General features: G+C 59.6%; 17 protein-coding genes. 9 read left to right on the top strand and 8 right to left on the bottom strand.

Annotated elements, in window-relative coordinates:
* Window positions 1–18 precede the first annotated feature (18 nt).
* Complete coding sequence (gene nagB, locus ACUTSC_RS09410) at window positions 19–819, bottom strand: glucosamine-6-phosphate deaminase (protein WP_004939952.1); 801 nt, start codon at window positions 817–819, stop codon at window positions 19–21.
* 334 nt (window positions 820–1,153) lie between these two features.
* Between nagB and nagE the strand changes: the two genes are divergently transcribed.
* The 5 genes from nagE (at window position 1,154) to ACUTSC_RS09385 (ending at window position 10,121) form a co-directional block, all read left to right on the top strand.
* The gene (gene nagE / locus ACUTSC_RS09405; protein WP_197766752.1) at window positions 1,154–3,190 is read left to right on the top strand and encodes an N-acetylglucosamine-specific PTS transporter subunit IIBC; all 2,037 of its coding nucleotides are present in this window, start codon (window positions 1,154–1,156) and stop codon (window positions 3,188–3,190) included.
* Window positions 3,191–3,430: 240 nt separating this feature from the next.
* On the top strand, window positions 3,431–5,095 hold the full coding sequence (gene glnS, locus ACUTSC_RS09400; protein WP_197766751.1) for a glutamine--tRNA ligase: 1,665 nt from the start codon (window positions 3,431–3,433) through the stop codon (window positions 5,093–5,095).
* Window positions 5,096–5,673: 578 nt separating this feature from the next.
* Entirely contained in the window at window positions 5,674–7,077 is a 1,404-nt protein-coding gene (gene chiP, locus ACUTSC_RS09395) for a chitoporin ChiP (RefSeq protein WP_025301859.1), read from the top strand.
* A 46-nt stretch (window positions 7,078–7,123) separates the two neighbouring features.
* Complete coding sequence (gene chiQ, locus ACUTSC_RS09390; protein WP_004939944.1) at window positions 7,124–7,450, top strand: ChiQ/YbfN family lipoprotein; 327 nt, start codon at window positions 7,124–7,126, stop codon at window positions 7,448–7,450.
* Between the two features lie 13 nt (window positions 7,451–7,463).
* Window positions 7,464–10,121 carry a family 20 glycosylhydrolase gene (locus ACUTSC_RS09385; RefSeq protein WP_197766750.1) on the top strand — a complete coding sequence of 886 codons (2,658 nt, stop codon included), beginning with the start codon at window positions 7,464–7,466 and terminating at the stop codon, window positions 10,119–10,121.
* A gap of 244 nt (window positions 10,122–10,365) precedes the next feature.
* On the opposite strand, the gene fur is transcribed toward ACUTSC_RS09385, so the two are convergent.
* The 4 genes from fur to ybfF form a co-directional block, all read right to left on the bottom strand.
* On the bottom strand, window positions 10,366–10,812 hold the full coding sequence (gene fur, locus ACUTSC_RS09380; protein ID WP_019454058.1) for a ferric iron uptake transcriptional regulator: 447 nt from the start codon (window positions 10,810–10,812) through the stop codon (window positions 10,366–10,368).
* Between the two features lie 329 nt (window positions 10,813–11,141).
* Complete coding sequence (gene fldA / locus ACUTSC_RS09375; RefSeq protein ID WP_025301862.1) at window positions 11,142–11,681, bottom strand: flavodoxin FldA; 540 nt, start codon at window positions 11,679–11,681, stop codon at window positions 11,142–11,144.
* A gap of 264 nt (window positions 11,682–11,945) precedes the next feature.
* Window positions 11,946–12,233, bottom strand: a complete 288-nt coding sequence (gene ybfE, locus ACUTSC_RS09370) for a LexA regulated protein (RefSeq protein WP_004939936.1) — start codon at window positions 12,231–12,233, stop codon at window positions 11,946–11,948.
* A gap of 256 nt (window positions 12,234–12,489) precedes the next feature.
* Entirely contained in the window at window positions 12,490–13,263 is a 774-nt protein-coding gene (ybfF, locus tag ACUTSC_RS09365) for an esterase (protein WP_308316457.1), read from the bottom strand.
* A gap of 224 nt (window positions 13,264–13,487) precedes the next feature.
* Here ybfF and seqA point away from each other — a divergent pair, with 224 nt between their 5' ends.
* From seqA to ACUTSC_RS09345, 4 genes are all read left to right on the top strand, one after another.
* Window positions 13,488–14,030 (top strand): replication initiation negative regulator SeqA, encoded by a 543-nt coding sequence (gene seqA / locus ACUTSC_RS09360; protein WP_063991104.1) that lies wholly within the window; start codon window positions 13,488–13,490, stop codon window positions 14,028–14,030.
* A gap of 77 nt (window positions 14,031–14,107) precedes the next feature.
* Window positions 14,108–15,751, top strand: a complete 1,644-nt coding sequence (gene pgm / locus ACUTSC_RS09355) for a phosphoglucomutase (alpha-D-glucose-1,6-bisphosphate-dependent) (RefSeq protein ID WP_033638690.1) — start codon at window positions 14,108–14,110, stop codon at window positions 15,749–15,751.
* Window positions 15,752–15,942: 191 nt separating this feature from the next.
* Window positions 15,943–16,584, top strand: coding sequence for a PadR family transcriptional regulator (locus tag ACUTSC_RS09350; RefSeq protein ID WP_049208644.1), 642 nt, complete (start codon window positions 15,943–15,945; stop codon window positions 16,582–16,584).
* The gene (locus ACUTSC_RS09345) at window positions 16,584–16,883 is read left to right on the top strand and encodes a DUF3861 family protein (protein WP_197766748.1); all 300 of its coding nucleotides are present in this window, start codon (window positions 16,584–16,586) and stop codon (window positions 16,881–16,883) included. Before ACUTSC_RS09350 ends, ACUTSC_RS09345 begins: the two co-directional genes overlap by 1 nt.
* Window positions 16,884–16,910: 27 nt before the next feature.
* Here ACUTSC_RS09345 and kdpE read toward each other — a convergent pair whose 3' ends face one another.
* The 3 genes from kdpE to kdpC all read right to left on the bottom strand — a co-directional run bounded on the left by kdpE (window position 16,911) and on the right by kdpC (window position 20,956).
* A complete protein-coding gene (gene kdpE, locus ACUTSC_RS09340) occupies window positions 16,911–17,600 on the bottom strand; it encodes a two-component system response regulator KdpE (RefSeq protein ID WP_019454051.1) in 690 nt (229 codons plus the stop codon).
* A 16-nt stretch (window positions 17,601–17,616) separates the two neighbouring features.
* Complete coding sequence (kdpD, locus tag ACUTSC_RS09335; protein ID WP_197766747.1) at window positions 17,617–20,313, bottom strand: two-component system sensor histidine kinase KdpD; 2,697 nt, start codon at window positions 20,311–20,313, stop codon at window positions 17,617–17,619.
* A gap of 73 nt (window positions 20,314–20,386) precedes the next feature.
* On the bottom strand, window positions 20,387–20,956 hold the full coding sequence (gene kdpC, locus ACUTSC_RS09330) for a potassium-transporting ATPase subunit KdpC (protein ID WP_197766746.1): 570 nt from the start codon (window positions 20,954–20,956) through the stop codon (window positions 20,387–20,389).
* Window positions 20,957–20,965: the final 9 nt, after the last annotated feature.

Below are 20,965 nucleotides of genomic sequence, written 5' to 3'. Positions count from 1 at the left end.
CGTAGCCCCCTGCAAAGATTAAAGACTTTTCACGCTTTCCGCTTCTAACTCGCGGAAATATTTGACGGTTTTGACTTTCAGCTCCATGGTAGCCGGCTCGTCGCACACCACGACCGCTTTGGCGTGCAGCTGCAGGCAGCTGATGGTCCACATGTGGTTGATGTTGCCTTCCACCGCGGCTTCCAGCGCCTGCGCTTTGGCGTGGCCGGTCACCAGGATCATCACTTCTTCCGCGTCCAGCAGCGTGCCCACGCCGACGGTCAGCGCATATTTCGGCACCAGGCTGACGTCGCCGCCGAAGAAGCGCGAGTTGGCGATGCGGGTGTCTTCGGTCAGCGTTTTGATGCGGGTGCGCGAAGCCAGAGACGAAGCCGGCTCGTTGAACGCGATATGGCCGTCGATGCCCACGCCGCCCATGAACAGGTTAATTTTGCCGTAAGACTTGATCTTCTCTTCGTACTGGCGGCACTCGGCGTCGACATCCGCGGCGTTGCCGTTCAGCAGGTTGATATTTTCACGAGGGATATCAACGTGGTCAAAGAAGTTGCGGTACATGAAGGTGTGGTAGCTTTCCGGGTGTTCCTGCGGCAGGCCAACGTACTCGTCCATGTTGAAAGTCACAACATGCTTAAAGCTTACTTCACCTGCTTTGTGCATCGCAATCAGATGTTTGTAGGCTTCCAGCGGCGTGCCGCCGGTGGGCAGGCCGAGGACAAACGGGCGCTCTGCGGTTGGCTTGAATGCGTTGATGCGTTGAACGATATGACGCGCGGCCCATTTGCCGACTTGTGCGGTATCTTTCAGTGGGATAAGTCTCATCTAACACCTCTTGGGATAAGTAAACTAAAGCTATACTGTACGGGCCTGCGGGAGTCCTAAGCGTAACCCAGCTTTATGATTCTCGCGTGAATCGTCCGTCCGGTTGATTTTTTGAATGATAAAATAAGTTTTGTGTGATGGCCAGCAATCTGGGAGGTAAAGACTACTTTTTGGTGATATTTATCACAAAAAGGGAGGTTTTAATTTGCGATACAAAATAAATTTTTTACACTCGGCATGAGTGATACGTGCCAAGCATTGTTTCTAAAAAGGTAGTGAGAGCTCCAAATAAACTACTAATAGGGTCCGTCCGCGGACAACATAGGGGGAAAAGGTGAACATTCTTAGTTATTTGCAAAAGGTGGGACGGGCGCTGATGGTGCCGGTCGCCACGCTGCCTGCCGCCGCCATCTTGATGGGCGTCGGGTACTGGATTGACCCTGTTGGTTGGGGCGGCGACAACGCGCTTGCCGCATTATTTATCAAATCCGGTTCAGCCATTATCGATCATATGGCCGTGCTGTTCGCCATCGGTGTGGCCTACGGCATGTCCAAAGACAAGGACGGCTCTGCCGCACTGACCGGCTTCGTCGGTTTCCTGGTGCTGACCACCCTCTGTTCACCGGCCGCCGTGTCGATGATTCAGAAGATCCCCCTCGACCAGGTGCCCGCCGCGTTCGGCAAAATTGAAAACCAGTTCGTCGGTATTCTGGTGGGTATCATCTCCGCCGAAGTGTACAACCGCTTCAGCGGCGTCGAACTGCCTAAGGCGCTGTCGTTCTTCAGCGGCCGCCGTCTGGTGCCGATCCTCATTTCCTTCCTGATGATCCTGGTCGCTTACATCCTGATGTATGTCTGGCCAGTGGTGTTCGGCGCTCTGGTGAGCTTCGGCGAACACATCCAGAAATTGGGCTCCGTCGGCGCGGGCATCTATGCCTTCTTCAACCGTCTGCTGATCCCGGTCGGCCTGCACCACGCGCTGAACTCGGTGTTCTGGTTCGACGTGGCCGGCATCAACGATATCCCTAACTTCCTTGGCGGCCAGCAGTCGATCGAAGCCGGTAAAGCGGTCGTCGGCATCACGGGCCGTTATCAGGCGGGCTTCTTCCCGATCATGATGTTTGGTCTGCCGGGCGCAGCGCTGGCTATCTATCACTGCGCGCGCCCTGAGAATAAGGCGAAAGTGCTGGGGATCATGATGGCGGGGGCATTCGCTGCCTTCTTTACCGGCATCACCGAACCGCTGGAATTCTCCTTCATGTTTGTGGCGCCGGTGCTGTATGTGCTTCACGCGATCTTGACCGGGATTTCCGTCTTCATCGCCGCCAGCATGCACTGGATTGCCGGTTTCGGCTTCAGCGCCGGTTTGGTGGATATGGTGCTGTCGTCGCGCAACCCGTTGGCGACCCACTGGTACATGCTGATCCCGCAAGGTCTGGTGTTCTTCGTTATCTACTATGTGGTGTTCCGCTTCACCATCAATAAGTTCAACCTGATGACCCCAGGCCGCGAGCTGGCGGTTGCCGGTGACGAAACCGACGGTTATGACGTCAACGTCAACAGCAACGCCGGTAAAGACGAGAACGAAACTACCACGCTGGCCCGTCGCTACGTCGGCGCGATCGGCGGTTCCGACAACCTGACCGGCATCGATGCCTGCATCACTCGCCTGCGTTTGAACGTGAAAGACTCCGCGCTGGTGAACGACGCATTGGCGAAACGCCTCGGCGCATCCGGCGTTATCCGTCTGAACAAGCAGAGCGTGCAAGTGATCGTCGGCACCCGTGCTGAACTTATCGCCAGCGCAATGCGCAACGTGATTGCAGCCGGCCCGGTAGCGGCAGCGGCGGCCCCGGCGGCGGCTCCTGCTGCGGAAGCCAAACCGCAGGCGGTACCGAACGCACCGAAAGTCGCGTTTGAAACGCTGGTAGCGCCGGTGACCGGTGAAGTCGTGCCGCTCGATCAGGTGCCGGACGAAGCTTTCGCCAGCAAGGCGGTAGGTGACGGCCTGGCGATTCGCCCGACCGACAACATCGTCGTGGCGCCGGCGGACGGCACCGTGGTGAAAATCTTCAATACCAACCACGCGTTCTGCCTGGAAACCGACAAGGGCGCCGAGATCGTGGTGCACATGGGGATCGACACCGTCGCGCTGGAAGGCCAGGGCTTCAAACGCCTGGTGGAAGAGGGCGCGGAAGTGAAAGCCGGTCAACCGATTCTGGAACTGGATCTGGATTATCTGAACGCCAACGCGCGTTCGATGATAAGCCCGGTGGTGGTCAGCAACTCTGACGACTACGCCGGCCTGGCGGCGCTGGCCAGCGGCTCTGTCGTCGCCGGTCAGACCAAGCTGTACGAGATCCAAAAGTAAGGCCGTTTTTACCTGAGTAGTACCGGGGGCCGGCCACGCATCATGGCGGAGTTTGCCCCGACTTGGCGGGAAGAGAGCAATCTCTTCCCGCTTTTTTTATTCCGTTTCGCCCCACGGCGGTGCGCTGCGCGCCGAGGGTGCAACGCGCCGCATTTTTCGTGAAACAAACGGTTGTTTCCAGACGTGGCTTGTTGGATCATAGGCGGTTATGTGTAGCGCTTTGCATTGAGGAACAGTGAAATGAGTGAGGCTGAAGCCCGCCCAACCAATTTTATCCGTCAGATCGTCGATGAAGATCTGGCGTCGGGGAAACACACGTCGGTACATACCCGCTTCCCGCCGGAGCCTAACGGCTATCTGCATATCGGCCACGCCAAGTCCATCTGCCTGAACTTCGGCATCGCCAAGGACTATCAGGGCCAGTGCAACCTGCGTTTCGATGACACCAACCCGGTGAAAGAAGACATCGAGTTCGTGGAGTCAATCAAGCACGACGTGGAGTGGCTGGGCTTTGAGTGGAGCGGCAACGTTCGTTACTCCTCAGACTATTTCGATCAGCTGCACCAGTATGCGGTTGAGCTGATCACCAAGGGCCTGGCCTACGTCGATGAGCTGTCGCCGGAGCAGATCCGTGAATATCGCGGCACCCTGACCGCGCCGGGCAAAGACAGCCCGTACCGCGGCCGCAGCGTGGAAGAGAACCTGGCGCTGTTCGAGAAGATGCGCAACGGCGAGTTCGCCGAAGGCGCCGCCTGCCTGCGCGCCAAGATCGATATGGCTTCGCCGTTTATCGTGATGCGCGATCCGGTGCTGTACCGCATCAAGTTCGCCGAACACCACCAGACCGGCAATAAATGGTGCATCTATCCGATGTACGATTTCACCCACTGCATTTCCGATGCGCTGGAAGGGATCACCCATTCGCTGTGCACCCTGGAATTCCAGGATAACCGCCGTCTGTATGACTGGGTGCTGGATAACATCACCATTCCTTGCCACCCGCGTCAGTACGAGTTTTCGCGTCTCAACCTCGAATACGCCATCATGTCGAAGCGCAAGCTGCACCAGCTGGTGGCCGAGAAGATCGTCGAAGGCTGGGACGATCCGCGTATGCCGACCGTCTCCGGTCTGCGCCGTCGCGGTTATACCGCCGCCTCGATTCGTGAGTTCTGCCTGCGCATCGGCGTGACCAAGCAAGACAACAACGTCGAGATGGTGGCGCTGGAATCCTGCATCCGCGACGATCTGAACGAGAACGCGCCGCGCGCCATGGCGGTGCTGGATCCGGTGAAAATCGTCATCGAGAACATGGGCGATGCGGTGGAAATGGTCACCATGCCTAACCACCCGAACAAGCCGGAAATGGGCAGCCGCGAAGTGCCGTTCAGCCGCGAGATCTATATCGATCGCGCCGACTTCCGCGAAGAAGCCAACAAGCAGTACAAGCGTCTGGTGCTGGGCAAGGAAGTGCGTCTGCGCAATGCGTACGTGATCAAGGCCGAGCGCGTCGAGAAGGACGAAGCGGGCGAGATCACCACCATTTTCTGCAGCTACGATGCGGAAACGCTGAGCAAAGATCCTGCCGACGGCCGCAAGGTGAAGGGCGTGATCCACTGGGTGTCAGCGGCGCACGCGCTGCCGGCGGAAATTCGCCTGTACGATCGCCTGTTCAGCGTGCCTAATCCGGGCGCGGCGGAGGATTTCCTCTCCACCATCAACCCGGAATCGCTGGTCATCAAGCACGGCTTCGTCGAGCCGAGCCTGGCGGCTGCACAGCCGGAGAAAGCCTATCAGTTCGAGCGTGAAGGTTACTTCTGCGCCGACAGCCGTCACTCGTCGGCCGAGCATCTGGTGTTTAACCGCACCGTCGGCCTGCGTGACACCTGGGCGAAAATCGAAGGCTAATCTTATTCACCTCGAAAATTAATGAATCAGCGCGGCTTTAAGCCGCGCTTTTTTATGCCTGCGCTCAGCCCGCGATCTATTCCTCTCTCATTTTATCCGGGATGCGTTTAATTAATAGCGACGGATTAACCCATTAGTTCTCTTATATTGGTCCTATTAGCCTTCATTTTTTCTTATATATTCGTGATGCGAATTAATTTCATTTAGAGAGCGCTCTCATTTTTTATCGTCTGACTGACGGATTTAGTCAGGCTGAAACCATTAATCGTCTCTGGTTGACCCTGTATCTCAATTTATTCTGATTTAATTGAATTTTTTATTCGATACCTTCCATGATCACCGGCGTAACAAAATCTCACTGATATGTGCTCCTTGTCATACTTTGACAAATCTCCCGCATTTTTCATTTGATAATTCGCGTCGCGAAAAATAGTCTGTCTGTAGCAATTAGTGCTGTGGGAATAACATCTCGTCGGCAATATTTTTTACCCGTTCGGGTTTTTTATTGGCAGTCGTGCAGGGCAGTGGTGAACACAGGCGGCTGCAACTTTTAAGTTAAGTCAAAGAGGAATTTCAATATGGGTACGCACGGTGCTCAGCGTAAAACGCTGGCGCTCGCAGTCGCGGGCGCGCTGTTGGGAACAGGGTTTGCCATGGCGCCTGAGGCGAAAGCCGCAGGGTTTATCGATGATTCCACGCTGACCGGCGGCATTTATTACTGGCAACGTGAGCGCGACCGTAAAGATCTCAATCCGGACAGCAAGGATTACAACCAATACACCACCAACCTGTCGCACTCCACCGCCAACCTGAGCCTGGATTTCGCTTCGGGCTATGCCTGGGACATGTTCGGTCTGGACGTCGGTGCCTTTACCGCCATCGAGCTGGCGGAATCCAGCGCCAGCGGCCATCCGAACGAGATCGCGTTCTCCTCGAAAAACCGTACCTACGACGAAGACTATTCCGGTGACAAAGGCGGCGTCAGCCTGTACAAAGCCGCCGCCAAATTCAAATACGGCCCGGTCTGGGCGCGCGCCGGCTATATTCAGCCGAGCGGCCAAACCCTGCTGGCACCGCACTGGAGCTTTATGCCGGGCACCTATCAGGGGGCCGAAGCCGGCGCCAAGTTCGACTACGGCGATGCCGGTGCGTTGAGCTTCTCCTACATGTGGGCCGACAAATACAAGGCGCCGTGGCATATCGAGGTGGACGACTTCCGCCAGAACGATAAGAAAACCCGCGTCTCCTACCTGCATTCGCTCGGCGCCAAGTACGATTTCAAAAACGATCTGGTGCTGGAAGCCGCCTTCGGCCAGGCGCAGGGTTATGTAAATCAATACTTCACTAAAGCGTCTTACAAATTCGATCTGCTGGGCAACCCGCTGACCACCAGTTACCAGTTCTACGGTGCGGAAGACCGCATCAGCGACAAGAACGATCCGAACAGCATCTACGACGGCCTGGCCTGGCTGCAGGCGCTGACCTTCGGTTACACCACCGGGCAGTTCAACTGGCGTCTGGAAGGCACCATGGTCAAGGCGGAAGGCAACCAGGGCTTCTTCCTGCAGCGCATGACCCCGACCTACGCCTCATCCAACGGCCGTCTGGACGTGTGGTGGGATAACCGCTCCGACTTTAACGCCAACGGCGAGAAAGCGGTGTACGCCGGCGTGATGTATGACCTCAGCAACTGGAACCTGCCGGGCATGGCGGTCGGCGGCTCCTACGTTTACGCCTGGGACGCCAAGCCGAGCACCAACCCGATCTACGATCAGAGCCAGCGCCTGAAAGAGAGCGCCTGGAGCCTGGACGCGATGTACACCATCCAGGAAGGTCGCGCCAAGGGCACCCTGATCAAGCTGCACTACACCCAGTATGACAACCACACCAACATCCCTAGCTGGGGCGGCGGTTACGGCAACATCTTCCAGGACGAGAAAGACGTCAAGTTCATGGTTATCGCGCCATTCACCATCTTCTGATGCGTTCCCCGGCCTCGCCGCCGGGGGCAGTTAAGGGAATTCAACGATGAAAAAAATCATGCTGATGTTGGCGGCCGCCGCGGCCTTGAGCGCCTGCGCGCAACCCGCCGCGCCGCCGGAAGACGCCAAATTGAAGCAGGCTTACAGCGCCTGCATCAACACCGCCGAAGGTTCGCCGGAGCGTCTGCAACCCTGCAAGGCGGTGCTGAACGTGCTGAAACAAGAGAAGCAGCACCAGCAGTTCGCCGCGCAGGAAACGGTGCGGGTGATGGATTATCAGAACTGCATTATGGCGGTGCACAGCGGTAACGGTCAGGCTTACGACGCCAAGTGCGGCAAGCTGTGGCAAGAAATTCGCGATAACAATAATTAAGAAGGACAAGAACATGAACGCATTCAAACTGAGCGCACTGGCCGCGTTGACGGCAACGATGGGATTCCTGGGCGGCATGGGAAACGCCATGGCCGATCAACAGCTGGTGGATCAGCTGAGCCAGCTGAAGCTGAACGTGAAAATGCTGGATAACCGCGCCGGCGAAAACGGCGTGGATTGCGCGGCGCTGGGCGCCGACTGGGCCTCATGCAACCGGGTGTTGTTCACCCTCAGCAACGACGGCCAGGCGATCGACGGTAAAGACTGGGTCATCTATTTCCACAGCCCGCGCCAGACCCTGCGGGTAGACAACGACCAGTTCAAGATTGCTCACCTCACCGGCGATCTGTACAAGCTGGAGCCGACCTCTAAATTCAGCGGTTTCCCGGCCGGTAAGGCGGTGGAAATCCCGGTGGTCGCCGAATACTGGCAGCTGTTCAGAAACGACTTCCTGCCGCGCTGGTATGCCACGTCCGGCGACGCCAAGCCGAAAATGCTGGCGAATACCGACACCGAAAACCTGGACCAGTTCGTGGCGCCGTTCACCGGCGACCAGTGGAAGCGCACCAAGGACGACAAAAACATTCTGATGACGCCGGCTTCGCGCTTTGTCAGCAATGCCGACTTGCAGACGCTGTCTGCCGGCGCGCTGCGCGGCCAGATCGTGCCGACGCCGATGCAGGTGAAAGTGCACGCGCAGGACGTCGATCTGCGCAAAGGGGTATCGCCGGATCTGAGCACGCTGGTCAAGCCGGCGGCGGACGTCGTCAACCAACGCTTCGCGCTGCTGGGCGTGCCGGTTCAGGCCAACGGCTATCCGATCAAGACCGACATCCAGCCGGGCAAGTTTAAAGGCGCGATGGCGGTGCCGGGCGCCTATGAGCTGAAAATCGGCAAGAAAGAAGCGCGGGTGATCGGCTTCGATCAGGCTGGGGTGTTCTACGGGCTGCAGTCGATCCTGTCGTTAGTGCCGAGCGACGGCAGCGGCAAGATCGCCACGCTGGACGCCAGCGATGCGCCGCGCTTCCAGTATCGCGGCATTTTCCTCGACGTAGCGCGCAACTTCCATAAGAAGGACGCGGTGCTGCGCCTGCTGGATCAGATGGCGGCCTACAAGCTCAACAAATTCCACTTCCACCTGAGCGATGACGAAGGCTGGCGCATCGAGATCCCCGGTTTGCCTGAGCTGACGGAGGTCGGTGGCCAGCGCTGCCACGATCTGAGCGAAACCACCTGCCTGCTGCCGCAGTACGGCCAGGGGCCGGACGTCTACGGTGGCTTCTTCAGCCGTCAGGACTATATTGACATCATCAAATACGCCCAGGCGCGCCAGATTGAAGTGATCCCGGAGATCGACATGCCGGCACACGCCCGCGCCGCGGTGGTCTCGATGGAAGCGCGCTATAAAAAGCTGCATGCCGCCGGCAAAGAGCAGGAGGCCAACGAATTCCGCCTGGTGGATCCGACCGATACCTCCAACACCACCTCCGTACAGTTCTTTAACCGCCAGAGCTACCTGAACCCGTGCCTGGATTCTTCCCAGCGCTTTGTCGACAAGGTGATCGGCGAGATCGCCCAGATGCATAAAGAGGCCGGCCAGCCGATCAAGACCTGGCACTTCGGCGGCGACGAAGCGAAAAACATTCGCCTGGGTGCCGGCTACACCGACAAGGCGAAACCGGAGCCGGGCAAAGGCATCATCGATCAGAGCAACGAAGACAAGCCGTGGGCCAAGTCGCAGGTGTGCCAGACGATGATCAAAGAAGGCAAGGTGGCCGACATGGAGCATCTGCCGAGCTACTTTGGCCAAGAGGTCAGCAAGCTGGTGAAGGCGCATGGCATCGACAGAATGCAGGCCTGGCAGGATGGCCTGAAAGACGCCGAGAACGCGAAGGCGTTCGCCACCTCGCGCGTGGGCGTCAACTTCTGGGATACCCTGTACTGGGGCGGTTTCGATAGCGTCAACGACTGGGCCAACAAAGGGTATGAAGTGGTGGTTTCCAACCCGGACTACGTCTATATGGACTTCCCTTACGAGGTGAACCCGGACGAGCGCGGTTACTACTGGGGCACCCGCTTCAGCGACGAGCGCAAGGTGTTCAGCTTCGCGCCGGACAACATGCCACAGAACGCGGAAACCTCGGTCGACCGCGACGGCAACCACTTCAACGCCAAGAGCGACAAGCCGTGGCCGGGTGCCTACGGGCTGTCCGCTCAGCTGTGGAGCGAAACCCAGCGCACCGATCCGCAGATGGAATACATGATCTTCCCACGCGCGCTGTCAGTGGCTGAACGCGCCTGGCACCGCGCCGGTTGGGAGCAGGACTATCGCGCCGGCCGCGAATACAAAGGCGGGGAAACCCACTTTGTCGATACCAAGACGCTGGAGAAAGACTGGCTGCGCTTCGCCAATATCCTGGGGCAGCGTGAACTGGCCAAGCTGGACAAGGGCGGCGTCGCTTATCGTCTGCCGGTGCCGGGCGCACGCGTAGCGGGCGGCAAGCTGGAGGCGAATATCGCGCTGCCGGGGTTGGGCATCGAGTACTCCACCGACGGCGGCAAGCAGTGGCAGCGCTATGACGCCAAGGCCAAGCCGGCGATCTCCGGTGAAGTGCAGGTGCGTTCGGTCAGCCCGGACGGCAAACGCTACAGCCGCGCCGAGAAGGTCTAGGCCCGGTGCAATGGCCTGCTGCCCTGGCGGCGGCCGTATAACGAAGGGGGAATGCGTTCGCCCGCGCGTGTCGGCGTAGGGCGGACGTTGTAGTGAGAGTAGTACGTGGAGTCGCTGTGCCGCTGCAATTGTGATATTTCATGACATGATTTTCCCCGGCCTGTCCGGGGATTTTTTTGTCTGCTGCACAGCGGGCATAAAAAAACCGCCTCGGTGTGAGGCGGTTTTTCATAGCCGGTCAGGCTTATTTCTTGTCGTGCAGCGTTTCGTCTTCGCGGCAGTCACCGGTTTCGCAGTGGCCGTACAGATACAGGCTGTGGTTGGTGAGCTTGATGCCGTGTTGCTTGGCGATATCACGCTGGCGCACTTCGATGGATTCGTCGCTGAATTCGATCACTTTGCCGCAGTCCAGGCAAATAAGATGATCGTGGTGATGCTGTTGGGTCAGCTCGAACACGGACTTGCCGCCTTCGAAATTGTGACGTGTCACAATGCCCGCATCGTCAAACTGGTTCAGTACGCGATAAACCGTTGCCAGCCCGATCTCTTCGCCCATATCAATCAGTTTTTTGTACAAATCTTCCGCACTGACGTGATGGCATTCCGGATTTTGCAGTACTTCCAGGATTTTGAGTCGCGGAAGCGTGACTTTTAAGCCGGCCTTCTTCAATGCGATGTTGTTGTCGGTCATGCGAATTCAGTCCTGTTACTATGCTAATCAAGTTGAGGCGTACTCGCCTGTGGCATCGGTCGGCACAAAGAGTTAATGCGTCTCATTATAGAACCGGTTGTACTAAATGGAAACCGCCGGTTGTTAACAAAGATATAATTGCACTATTGCATGTTTTGCATGCAACGCCTTGATGGATGGGATAAACCGATATCTCAGTCTACCGTGACGGGGTGGGAAGTTACAAATCTGTAGCTTCTATCGCAGCAATCCCTGCTGCCGATGACGGCCCTGTGGGCACACTATGCACTTTACAGGGCCTTTGTTCAACCTTTCGCCAGTGCCGGGGCTTAGCCGACGATATCGGCCAGGCTCAGCTCTTCGACGATCTGTTTGACCCAAGCGTCCACGCGCTCGTTGGTCAGCTCCGGCTGACGGTCTTCGTCGATCGCCAAACCGATGAAGTGGTCGTCGTCCGCCAGGCCTTTGGAGGCCTCGAAGTGGTAGCCTTTGGTCGGCCAGTGGCCCACGATGGCCGCGCCGCGCGGTTCGATGATGTCGCGAATGGTGCCCATCGCGTCACAGAAGTATTCCGCGTAGTCTTCCTGGTCGCCGCAGCCGAACAGCGCCACCAGTTTGCCGTTGAAGTCGACTTCTTCCAGCGTCGGGAAGAAATCATCCCAGTCACACTGCGCTTCACCGTAATACCAGGTCGGGATACCCAGCAGCAGGATATCGAACCCTTCCAGGTCTTCTTTGCTGCTTTTAGCGATGTCATGCACTTCAGAGACGTCGTCGCCAAACTGTTTCTGGAGAATTTTCTGGATCATTTTGGCAATGTTTTCGGTATTGCCAGTGTCGCTGCCAAAGAAAATGCCTACAGTAGCCATATCGCGTATAACCTTTAAATTCAAGTAATTGCATTACTCGACGCCGGCACTGCCGCCGCTGACGCCGATTAAAATGATGCCATGGCAAGAGCCTTTCGCCTCCGGGGCGGGCGCCGACAGGCGCAGTCTCTTACCGGTAAATGCGTATCATGCCAGAAAGTGGCGCCGGGGTTTTATCGCATTTATGCGATGCCGGAGAATGAAGAAAAGCGTGGTCGATCCGGCGTTGTCCTTAACGCCGCGCCGCGCGTGCGGCCGAAGAGATCAATGTTCCGGCTGTTCTTCCGCCAGTTGTGCCAACAGCATCTGCTCGATGAGTTCGCTGCGGCTGATGTTGCGCTGTTCCGCCAGTTTGTTCAGGGCGTCCACCGCATCCGCGTTGATTTTCAGCTCTACGCGCCGCAATCCACGCACTTTATCGCGCCGTAACTGATTGCGCTTATTGATTCTAAGCTGTTCATCGCGGGAAAGCGGGTTGGTTTTCGGGCGCCCCGGACGGCGTTCATCTGCGAACAGATCCAGCGTCGTGCGATCCGTTTGTTCTTTTGCCATAGGTAGCGGTACTGCAAGGGAGTTTGCATCAAAAAGCGCTCGCACGCTTCCGGAGGCATCGGTTAACACACTTCGGGCCAATAAACCCTAACCCAAATTCACCCCCGAACCGGCGTTCGCGAACGCGCTGGCGCGGCGGCAAAATTATAGCGCGCCATATTACCCCAGCAGATGGAGCGGCGACAATGCCTAACTGCGGGCTAAACGCGCTAAGCCGTTATCTTTAGCGCGTTTTTTCGCCAGGTGAGCGCACTTTTCAGGCTTCGTCGAGAAAACGGTGGATGGCGCGCAGCACCGCCTCCGGCTTTTCGGCGTGCACCCAATGGCCGGTGCCGGCAACGACGTGCGCGCGGGCCTGCGGGAACTGGCGCGCGATGTCTGCACGGTAACTGTCCTGCACGTACGGCGACAGGCCGCCGCGAATGAACAGGATTGGGTGCGGCCAGGCCGGCACATCCTGCCAGCCGGTGATGTCTTCGTAACGTTCGATCAGCACCGGCAGGTTGAAGCGCCATTCGCCGTTGTGGAAGGACTTCAGCAGGAACTGGATCACGCCTTCTTCCTGCAGATAGTCGCGCATCAGCTGGGCGGCCGCCTGGCGCTGGGTGATGCCGGCGGCGCTGACGGCCTTCAGCGCGGCGAAGATCTCGTCGTGACGGCGGGTCTGGTAATCCACCGGCGCGACGTCGATGACGATCAGCCTGGCTATGCGCTCGGGCGCGATGGCGGTCAGCGCCATCGCCGCTTTGCCGCCCATCGAATGACCGATGACGATCGCTTTCTCCAGCTGCAGTTCGTCGAGCAGCGCCAGCAGATCCTGCGCCATGGCGGGGTAGTTCATGTCGTCGGCGCGCGGGGAGAGGCCGTGGTTGCGCAGATCGACCTTGATCACCGTGTGCTGTTTATGCAGATCGCGCGCCAGCACGCCCAGGTTGTCCAGATTGCCGAACAGCCCGTGGATCAGCAGCACCGGCAGCGCGTCTGACTCGGCGGCCAGCAGTTGATAATGTAATTTCATGGCGAAGTTCATACTGAGAGAGATTCAGATTAGGGTATCATGATTGAATCGCACGATGAATCATGCGGAATTTTCGCGGCGCGGGCTTGGCAGTGCCGGCTATAGGTATTAGTCTGCATTTGCCGTCCGGAGGCACATTGTTGTGTTCGCCCCAGCGCTTTTAACCTTATAATCCCATGGCTTGAATGCAGGATCTGGCTTCAGGTTCTAAGTAGAAAAAACAGTATTGGATAAAGATGAAAACTATTGAAGTCGACGAAGAGCTTTACCGTTATATTGCCAGCCACACGCAACACATCGGTGAAAGCGCGTCCGATATTTTACGCCGCATGTTGAAATTCACCGCCGGGCAGCCGGTGCGCGCGTTGCCTGCTGCCAGTGCACCGCAGTCCGTCGAGCTGGAAAAAGCGGCGCCGGCGCAGCGCCCACGCGATCGCGTACGCGCCGTGCGTGAGCTGCTGCTGTCGGATGAATATGCCGAGCAGAACAAAGCGGTCAACCGTTTCATGCTGGTGCTGTCCACGCTGTATACCCTCGATGCCGCCGGTTTCGCCGCCGCTACCGAGGCGTTGACCGGCCGTACCCGCACCTATTTCGCCGGCGATCAGCAGACCCTGCTGGCCAACGGCACGCACACCAAGCCGAAGCATGTACCGGGCACCCCTTACTGGGTGATCACCAATACCAATACCGGCCGCAAACGCAGCATGATCGAACACATCATGCAGGCGATGCAGTTCCCGGCGGAACTGATCGAGAAAGTTTGCGGTACCGTCTAATTTAGCGAACAGCCCGTCATGCTGGCCGTGCGCGACGTATCTGCCCGGTCACCGACAGGGATGAGGGAGATATGTCGATGGCGAATAATCCACGTGCCGGGCAGCCCGCCCGCCAAAGCGATCTGATCAACGTAGCCCAGCTGACGTCGCAGTACTATGTGCTGCAACCGGAAGCCGGCAATGCCGCACACGCGGTGAAGTTTGGCACCTCCGGCCACCGCGGCAGCGCGCAGCGCCACAGCTTCAACGAAGCGCACATCCTCGCCATCGCTCAGGCGATCGCCGAAGTTCGTCATCAGCAGGGCACCACCGGCCCGTGCTACGTGGGCAAAGATACCCATGCGCTGTCCGAGCCGGCCTTCATTTCCGTGCTGGAAGTGCTGACCGCCAACGGCGTCGACGTGATCGTGCAGGAAAACAACGGCTTCACGCCAACGCCGGCGGTATCGCACGCCATTCTGTGCCACAACCGCCGCGGCGGCGCGCAGGCCGACGGCATCGTCATTACGCCGTCCCATAACCCGCCGGAAGACGGTGGCATCAAGTACAACCCGCCGAACGGCGGCCCGGCCGACACCAACCTGACGTCGGTGATCGAAAAGCGCGCCAACGAACTGCTGGCGCAGCAGCTGAAAGGCGTTCAGCGCCAGTCGCTGGACAAGGCCTGGAACAGCGGCCACCTGCACGCCAAAGACCTCGTGCAGCCTTATGTCGAAGGCCTGGTTGAGGTGGTCGACATGCCGGCCATCCAACGCGCCGGCCTGAAGCTGGGCGTGGATCCGCTCGGCGGTTCCGGCATTGCCTATTGGCAGCGCGTGGCGGAGCACTACAAGCTGGATCTGACGCTGGTGAACGATTCCATCGATCAGACCTTCCGCTTTATGCACCTGGACCACGACGGCATCATCCGCATGGACTGCTCGTCCGAGTCGGCGATGGCCGGCCTGCTGGCGCTGCGCGACAAATTCGATCTGGCGTTCGCCAACGATCCGGATTACGACCGTCACGGCATTGTCACGCCGAAAGGCCTGATGAACCCGAACCATTACCTGGCGGTAGCCATCAACTACCTGTTCCAGCATCGCCCACAGTGGGGCGCCGATGTGGCGGTAGGTAAAACGCTGGTGTCCAGCGCGATGATCGACCGCGTGGTGGCCGATTTGGGCCGCAAGCTGGTGGAAGTGCCGGTCGGCTTCAAGTGGTTCGTGGACGGCCTGTTCGACGGCAGCCTGGGCTTCGGCGGCGAAGAAAGCGCCGGGGCCTCGTTCCTGCGCTTCAACGGCCAGCCGTGGTCGACGGACAAAGACGGCATCATCATGTGCCTGCTGGCGGCTGAAATCACCGCGGTAACCGGTGAAAACCCGCAGCATCACTATGACGATCTGGCCAAGCGCTTCGGTGCGCCAAGCTATAACCGCATCCAGGCGCCGGCAACCCATGCGCAGAAAGCGGCGCTGTCCAAGCTGTCGCCGGAGATGGTCAAGGCCAGTACGCTGGGCGGGGATCCGATCACCGCGCGTCTGACCGCGGCACCGGGCAACGGCGCGTCGATTGGCGGCCTGAAAGTCATGACCGACAACGGCTGGTTCGCGGCCCGTCCTTCCGGTACCGAAGAGGCTTACAAGATCTACTGCGAGAGCTTCCTCGGGGCGGAACACCGCGAGAAGATCGAGCACGAAGCGGTCGAGATCGTCAGCGAAGTGCTGGCCTCCGCCAAGTAATCGCTTTTCTTGATTGATAAAAAGCGCTGTTTTTACAGCGCTTTTTTTATGCCTGCAATTTAGATATATCTTTTTATCGGCGCACGCTTGCGCATTTAGATATATCGATCTAGATTAGCGTCATCGACGCTGTTTGGATATATCTAAACAACCTCGTATTGATGTTCACCGTTAAAGCGAGGTATCACCCTATGTTTCATCGATTAGGTTTACACCGGCATCACCACCACCATCATGAATGCGAAGAGGGTCGCCGTCATCGCGGTGGGCGCCATCACTTCGGCGGCGAAGGCGAAGAGCACGGTCGAGGTGGGCGCGGCGGCCGGGGCGGGCGTCACCGTCTGTTCGAGCACGGCGATCTGCGTCTGGTGCTGCTGGCGCTGGTGGCGCGCAAGCCCAGCCACGGCTATGAGCTGATCAAGGCGATTGAGGAAGCTTCATCCGGTCTGTACGTGCCTAGCCCGGGGGTGATTTACCCCACGCTGACGCTGCTGGAAGAGCAGGATTTCCTTGAGCCGCTCACCACCGGCAACGGCCGCAAAAGCTACCGCATCACCGCCGCGGGCGAGGGCGAGCTGCAAAAGCATCAACAGGTGGTTGACGTCATTCTGGCGCGCCTGGCGGGCGCCGGCCGCGAGCATCATCGGCACGGCAATCTGGCGGAAGGCATTTACGACGCCATGAACCGCTTGCGCAGCCTGCTGCGCGGCAACGTGATGCGCGCCGATCTCACGCCGCAGCAGGTGGAGCGCATTAACGCCGCGTTGCTGACCGCCGTGGCGGCGATCGAAAGCGAAATGCATATTCAACCCACGCAGCAGGAGAAGAACTGATGCCCGGCCACCGTTTTACTATTACCGTTGAAGCCCTGAGCGATCGTCACGGCAATCCCGTTGAGAAAGCGCCGCTGAGTTTTGAAGTGACCAACCACGACGATATTCTCGATATCGTCGAGCGCATCCGAGCGCGTGACGATCTGAACTTCGGCCCCGAGCAGAGCGCGGCCTTCGCCGTAGGCTTGAAGCTGTTCTCCGAAGTGATGATCGAAAACCGCAAACACCCGGTGTTCGCTCCGCTGCGCGATGCGTTTAAAGAATTTATGGTCGGATTGAAGAAGGGCCCGGCGGCGTAAAGGCGCGGCAAACCGCGCCCGCCGGGGTTAAGGCATGAAGCGATAGCCGACGCCGGTTTCGGTCAGCAGGTGTTTGGGCCGGGCCGGATCGGCTTCGAGCTTCTGCCGCAGGTGGCCCATGTAGATGCGCAGATAGTGGCTGTGCTCCACGTAGTTCGGCCCCCAGACGTGGCTCAACAGCTGGCGTTGGGTGATCACTTTGCCGGCGTTGGCCAGCAGCTCCGCCAACAGGCGAAACTCGATCGGCGTCAGATGCAGATCTTCGTCGTTGCGCAGTACCCGGCGATTCACCAGATCGACGGTGATTTCCGAAAAGCTCACCAGCGGGCTTTCCTGTTGGCTGGCGGAGTGGCGACGCAGCGCGACCCGTACCCGCGCCAGCAGCTCGCCGATGCCGAACGGTTTGCTGAGGTAGTCGTCGGCGCCGGCGTCCAGCGCGGCGATTTTGTCCTCTTCGGCGTTGCGCGCCGACAGCACGATCACCGGAATGGCGCTCCACTGCCGCAGATCGCGGATGTAGCTCAGCCCGTCGCCGTCCGGCAAGCCCAAATCAAGAATGATCAGATCCGGTTTGCGCGTGCCGGCTTCAATCAACCCACGCTGCAGCGTTTCACTTTCAAATACCCGCAGACCTTCGCTCTCCAGCGCGGTGCGCACGAAGCGGCGGATCTCTTTTTCATCTTCAACAATCAGAATGTTGGTTGGCGTTATGCTCACGTTTCCCCTGCGTTGATTACAGATCGAAGGCGTCGCCGTCGATCTCGGGCGGTTTTTCCAGCGGCAGCACGAAGCGGAAGCTGGCGCCGCCGTTGGCGCCGTTTTCCGCCCAGATGCGGCCATCATGCACTTCAATAATGGCACGGCAAATCGCTAACCCCAAGCCGACGCCGGGGATCGCCGACTCTTTATTGCCGCGTGAAAACTTGTCGAAAATCAGCTGCAGCTGATCGGCGGGGATGCCGGGGCCGTTATCCCAGACCTCGACTTCCAGCCACTCGGGCAGCGTGCGGGCGCGAATGCCGATGGTGGCCTCGGCGCCGGCGTATTTATTGGCGTTTTCCAACAGGTTGGTGAACACCCGCTCCAGCAGGCTGCCGTCGCAGTTGACCAGGATCTGTTCCGGCGGCAGTTCGACCACGATAGGATGCTGGCTGAGCAGCGGCTCCAGCATGTGCAGCGAGGCGCCGACGATCTCTTCCAGCGACTGCCACTCTTTGCGCAGGCTGAAACCGCCGGACTGGATGCGCGCCATATCCAGCAGGTTGTTCACCAGCCGGGTGGTGCTCAGCACCTGCTGGCGGATCTGGCTGGCCTGAGTGGCGTGATTGGAGCCTTCGGCCGCCAGATCCAGCGTGAGAATTTCCGCCTGGCCGAACAGCACGGTCAGCGGCGTGCGCAGATCGTGCGACAGCGCCGCCAGTAGCGAGTTGCGCAGCTGTTCGCGCTCGGCGTCCAGCTTGGCTTCTTCGGCGCTGCGCGCCAGGTGCAGCCGCTCCAGCGCGCTGGCGATCAGCACCGCGAAGGTCTGCAGCAGCCGCTGCTGTTCCGGCACCATCAGCTGGCGCAGGTTGTTGGGTTCGATCGCCAGCAGGCCGAAGGTCTGCTTGGGGGTATTGAGCGGCAGCAGCTGGTAAGGCACGCCGGGCAGGGTGTCGGTGCCGGCGCCGGCCGGCAGGCCTTTATCGAAGCTCCAGCGTGCGATGGCCTCGTCTACCGACAGCAGCCCACCGTCCTCGCCGACCATCTGTTGCAGGCGGCCGTCTTCCTGCGGCAGCAGCAGCACGGTTTTCGCCTGGAAACTGCTGGAGAGGAAGTGGCGGCTGGTGTTGGCGATGTCGGCCACGGTCAGCGCGCGGCTCAGCCCGCGCGACATTTCGTACAGGTGGCGTGCCCGCTGCTCGCGGTAGCGCGCCACCCGGGCCTGATAACGCACCCCGGCGGTCAGGTTGCCGATGATGATGCCGACGGCGAGCATCACGCCGAAGGTCAACAGGTACTGCATGTCGCTGACGGCGAACGACCATTCGGGCTGAACGAAGAACAGATCGAAACTGGCGACGTTGATCACCGCCGCCAGCACCGACGGCCAGCGGCCGAAGAAGAGCGCGACGATCGCCACGCCGAGCAGATAGACCATCACCAGGTTGGCCTGATCGAAGCCCGGCAGCAGCCACTGCGAGAGCAGGGTAATCAGCGCGCACAGCGCCACCGCGACCGCGCAACCGCGCAGCTGCATGCGCCATTTCTCATTGAAGCTGCGGCCGTCGTGCTCCTTGCCCGGCGAGGTCTGTGCGGCGTCGCTCTCCAGCGCCACGATCACCAGATCGAGATCCGGGCCCAGTCGGCCGAGGCGATCGGCGAAGCTGCCGCGCAGCTTCCAGCGCTGCTCGCTGCGGCGGCCGATGATGATTTTGCCGAGGTTATGCTCGCGGGCATAGCGCAGCACCGCGCGCTCTTCGGACGGATCGGCCAGGGTGGCGGTTTCGGCGCCCAGTTCCTGCGCCAGCCGCAGCGCGCGCAGAATGGCGCGGCGCTGGTTTTCCGGCAGCCGGTGCAGCTTGGGGGTTTCCACGTAGACCGCATGCCAGTGGCAGCCAAGCCGCGCTGCCAGCCGGGCGGCGATGCGCACCAGCTTTTCGTTGCCGCTGTTGTGGCCGACGCACAGCAGAATGCTGTCGCGGGTGTGCCACACTTTCTCGCGCCCCTGGGTGTCGCGAAACTCGCGCATCTGGTCATCGACCCGATCGGCGGTGCGGCGCAGCGCCAGCTCGCGCAGGGCGATCAGGTTGCCTTTGCGGAAGAAGTGCTCGATGGCGCGCTCGGCCTGGCCGGGAATATACACTTTGCCTTCGTGCAGCCGCCGGCGCAGATCGTCCGGCGGCAGATCGACCAGCACCACTTCGCTGGCCTCGTCAAACACGTGGTCGGGCACCGTTTCGCGCACCCGCACGCCGGTCACGCCGCCCACTACGTCGTTCAGGCTTTCCAGATGCTGTACGTTGACGGTTGTCAGCACGTCGATGCCGGCGTCCAGCAGCTCTTCCACATCCTGCCAGCGTTTGGGGTGGCGCGAACCCTGGGCGTTGCTGTGCGCCAGTTCGTCCATCAGCACCAGCGCCGGGTGGCGCGCCAGCGCGGCGTCGAGATCGAATTCATGCACCAGCCGGCCGCGATGCTGGATGCGTTTTTGCGGCAGCAGCGTCAGGCCGTCGAGCAGGGCGGCGGTCTCGCTGCGGCCGTGGGTTTCCACCACGCCGACCAGCACGTCCAGCCCCTGAGCGCGCAAACGCTGGGCTTCCTGCAGCATGGCGTAGGTTTTGCCCACGCCGGCGCAGGCGCCGAAGAATACCTTCAATCGGCCGCGCGGTTTTTCATTGGCCATCGCCAGCAGGCTATCGGGATCGGGGCGCTGCTGCTCTTCTTCGACCATGACAATTCCTTGTGTTACCAAGCAAAAAGGGGTTCGGCATGCCGAACCCTATCACTATGCTGAATACGGCGCGTTACTTCAACGCATCCAGCGCCAGGTTCAGCTTCAGTACGTTCACCACCGATTCCCCCATGAAGTTGGGCGTGGCCCGATCGGTGTTGTCTTCGATCAGTTTGGCGATCTGTTCCGGCGGCAGATGCCGTGCCGCCGCGACTCGTGCCAGCTGATACTGTGCGGCGGCGATCGAGATCTGCGGATCCAACCCGCTGCCGGAGGCGGTCAGCAGATCGACCGGGATCGGGCCGCTCATCGCAGGATTGGCCTGGCGCAGCTGCGCTGCGCGCTCGGCGATAGCCTTATCCAGCGCCGGGTTGGTGGCCGCCAGGTTGCTGCCGGCAGAGGCCAGTGGATTATAGGCCGAATCGCCGGTGGCCGATGGGCGGCCCCAGAAATAGTCGGGGCGCGTGAAGTTCTGGCCGATCAGCGCGGAGCCGACCGCCTTGTCGCCCTGGTACAGCAGCGAACCGTTGGCCGCACCCGGAAACAGCAACTGCGCCAGCCCGGTGGTCAGCAGCGGATAGGCGATGCCGGTGATCAGCGTCAGCAGGATCAGCATCACCAGCGCAGGTCGTAAATAAGTCATGTTCATTTC

The sequence above is a fragment of the Serratia sp. TSA_105.2 genome (genome assembly GCF_052692115.1).
This window is presented reverse-complemented; position numbering and strand designations above follow the sequence as displayed.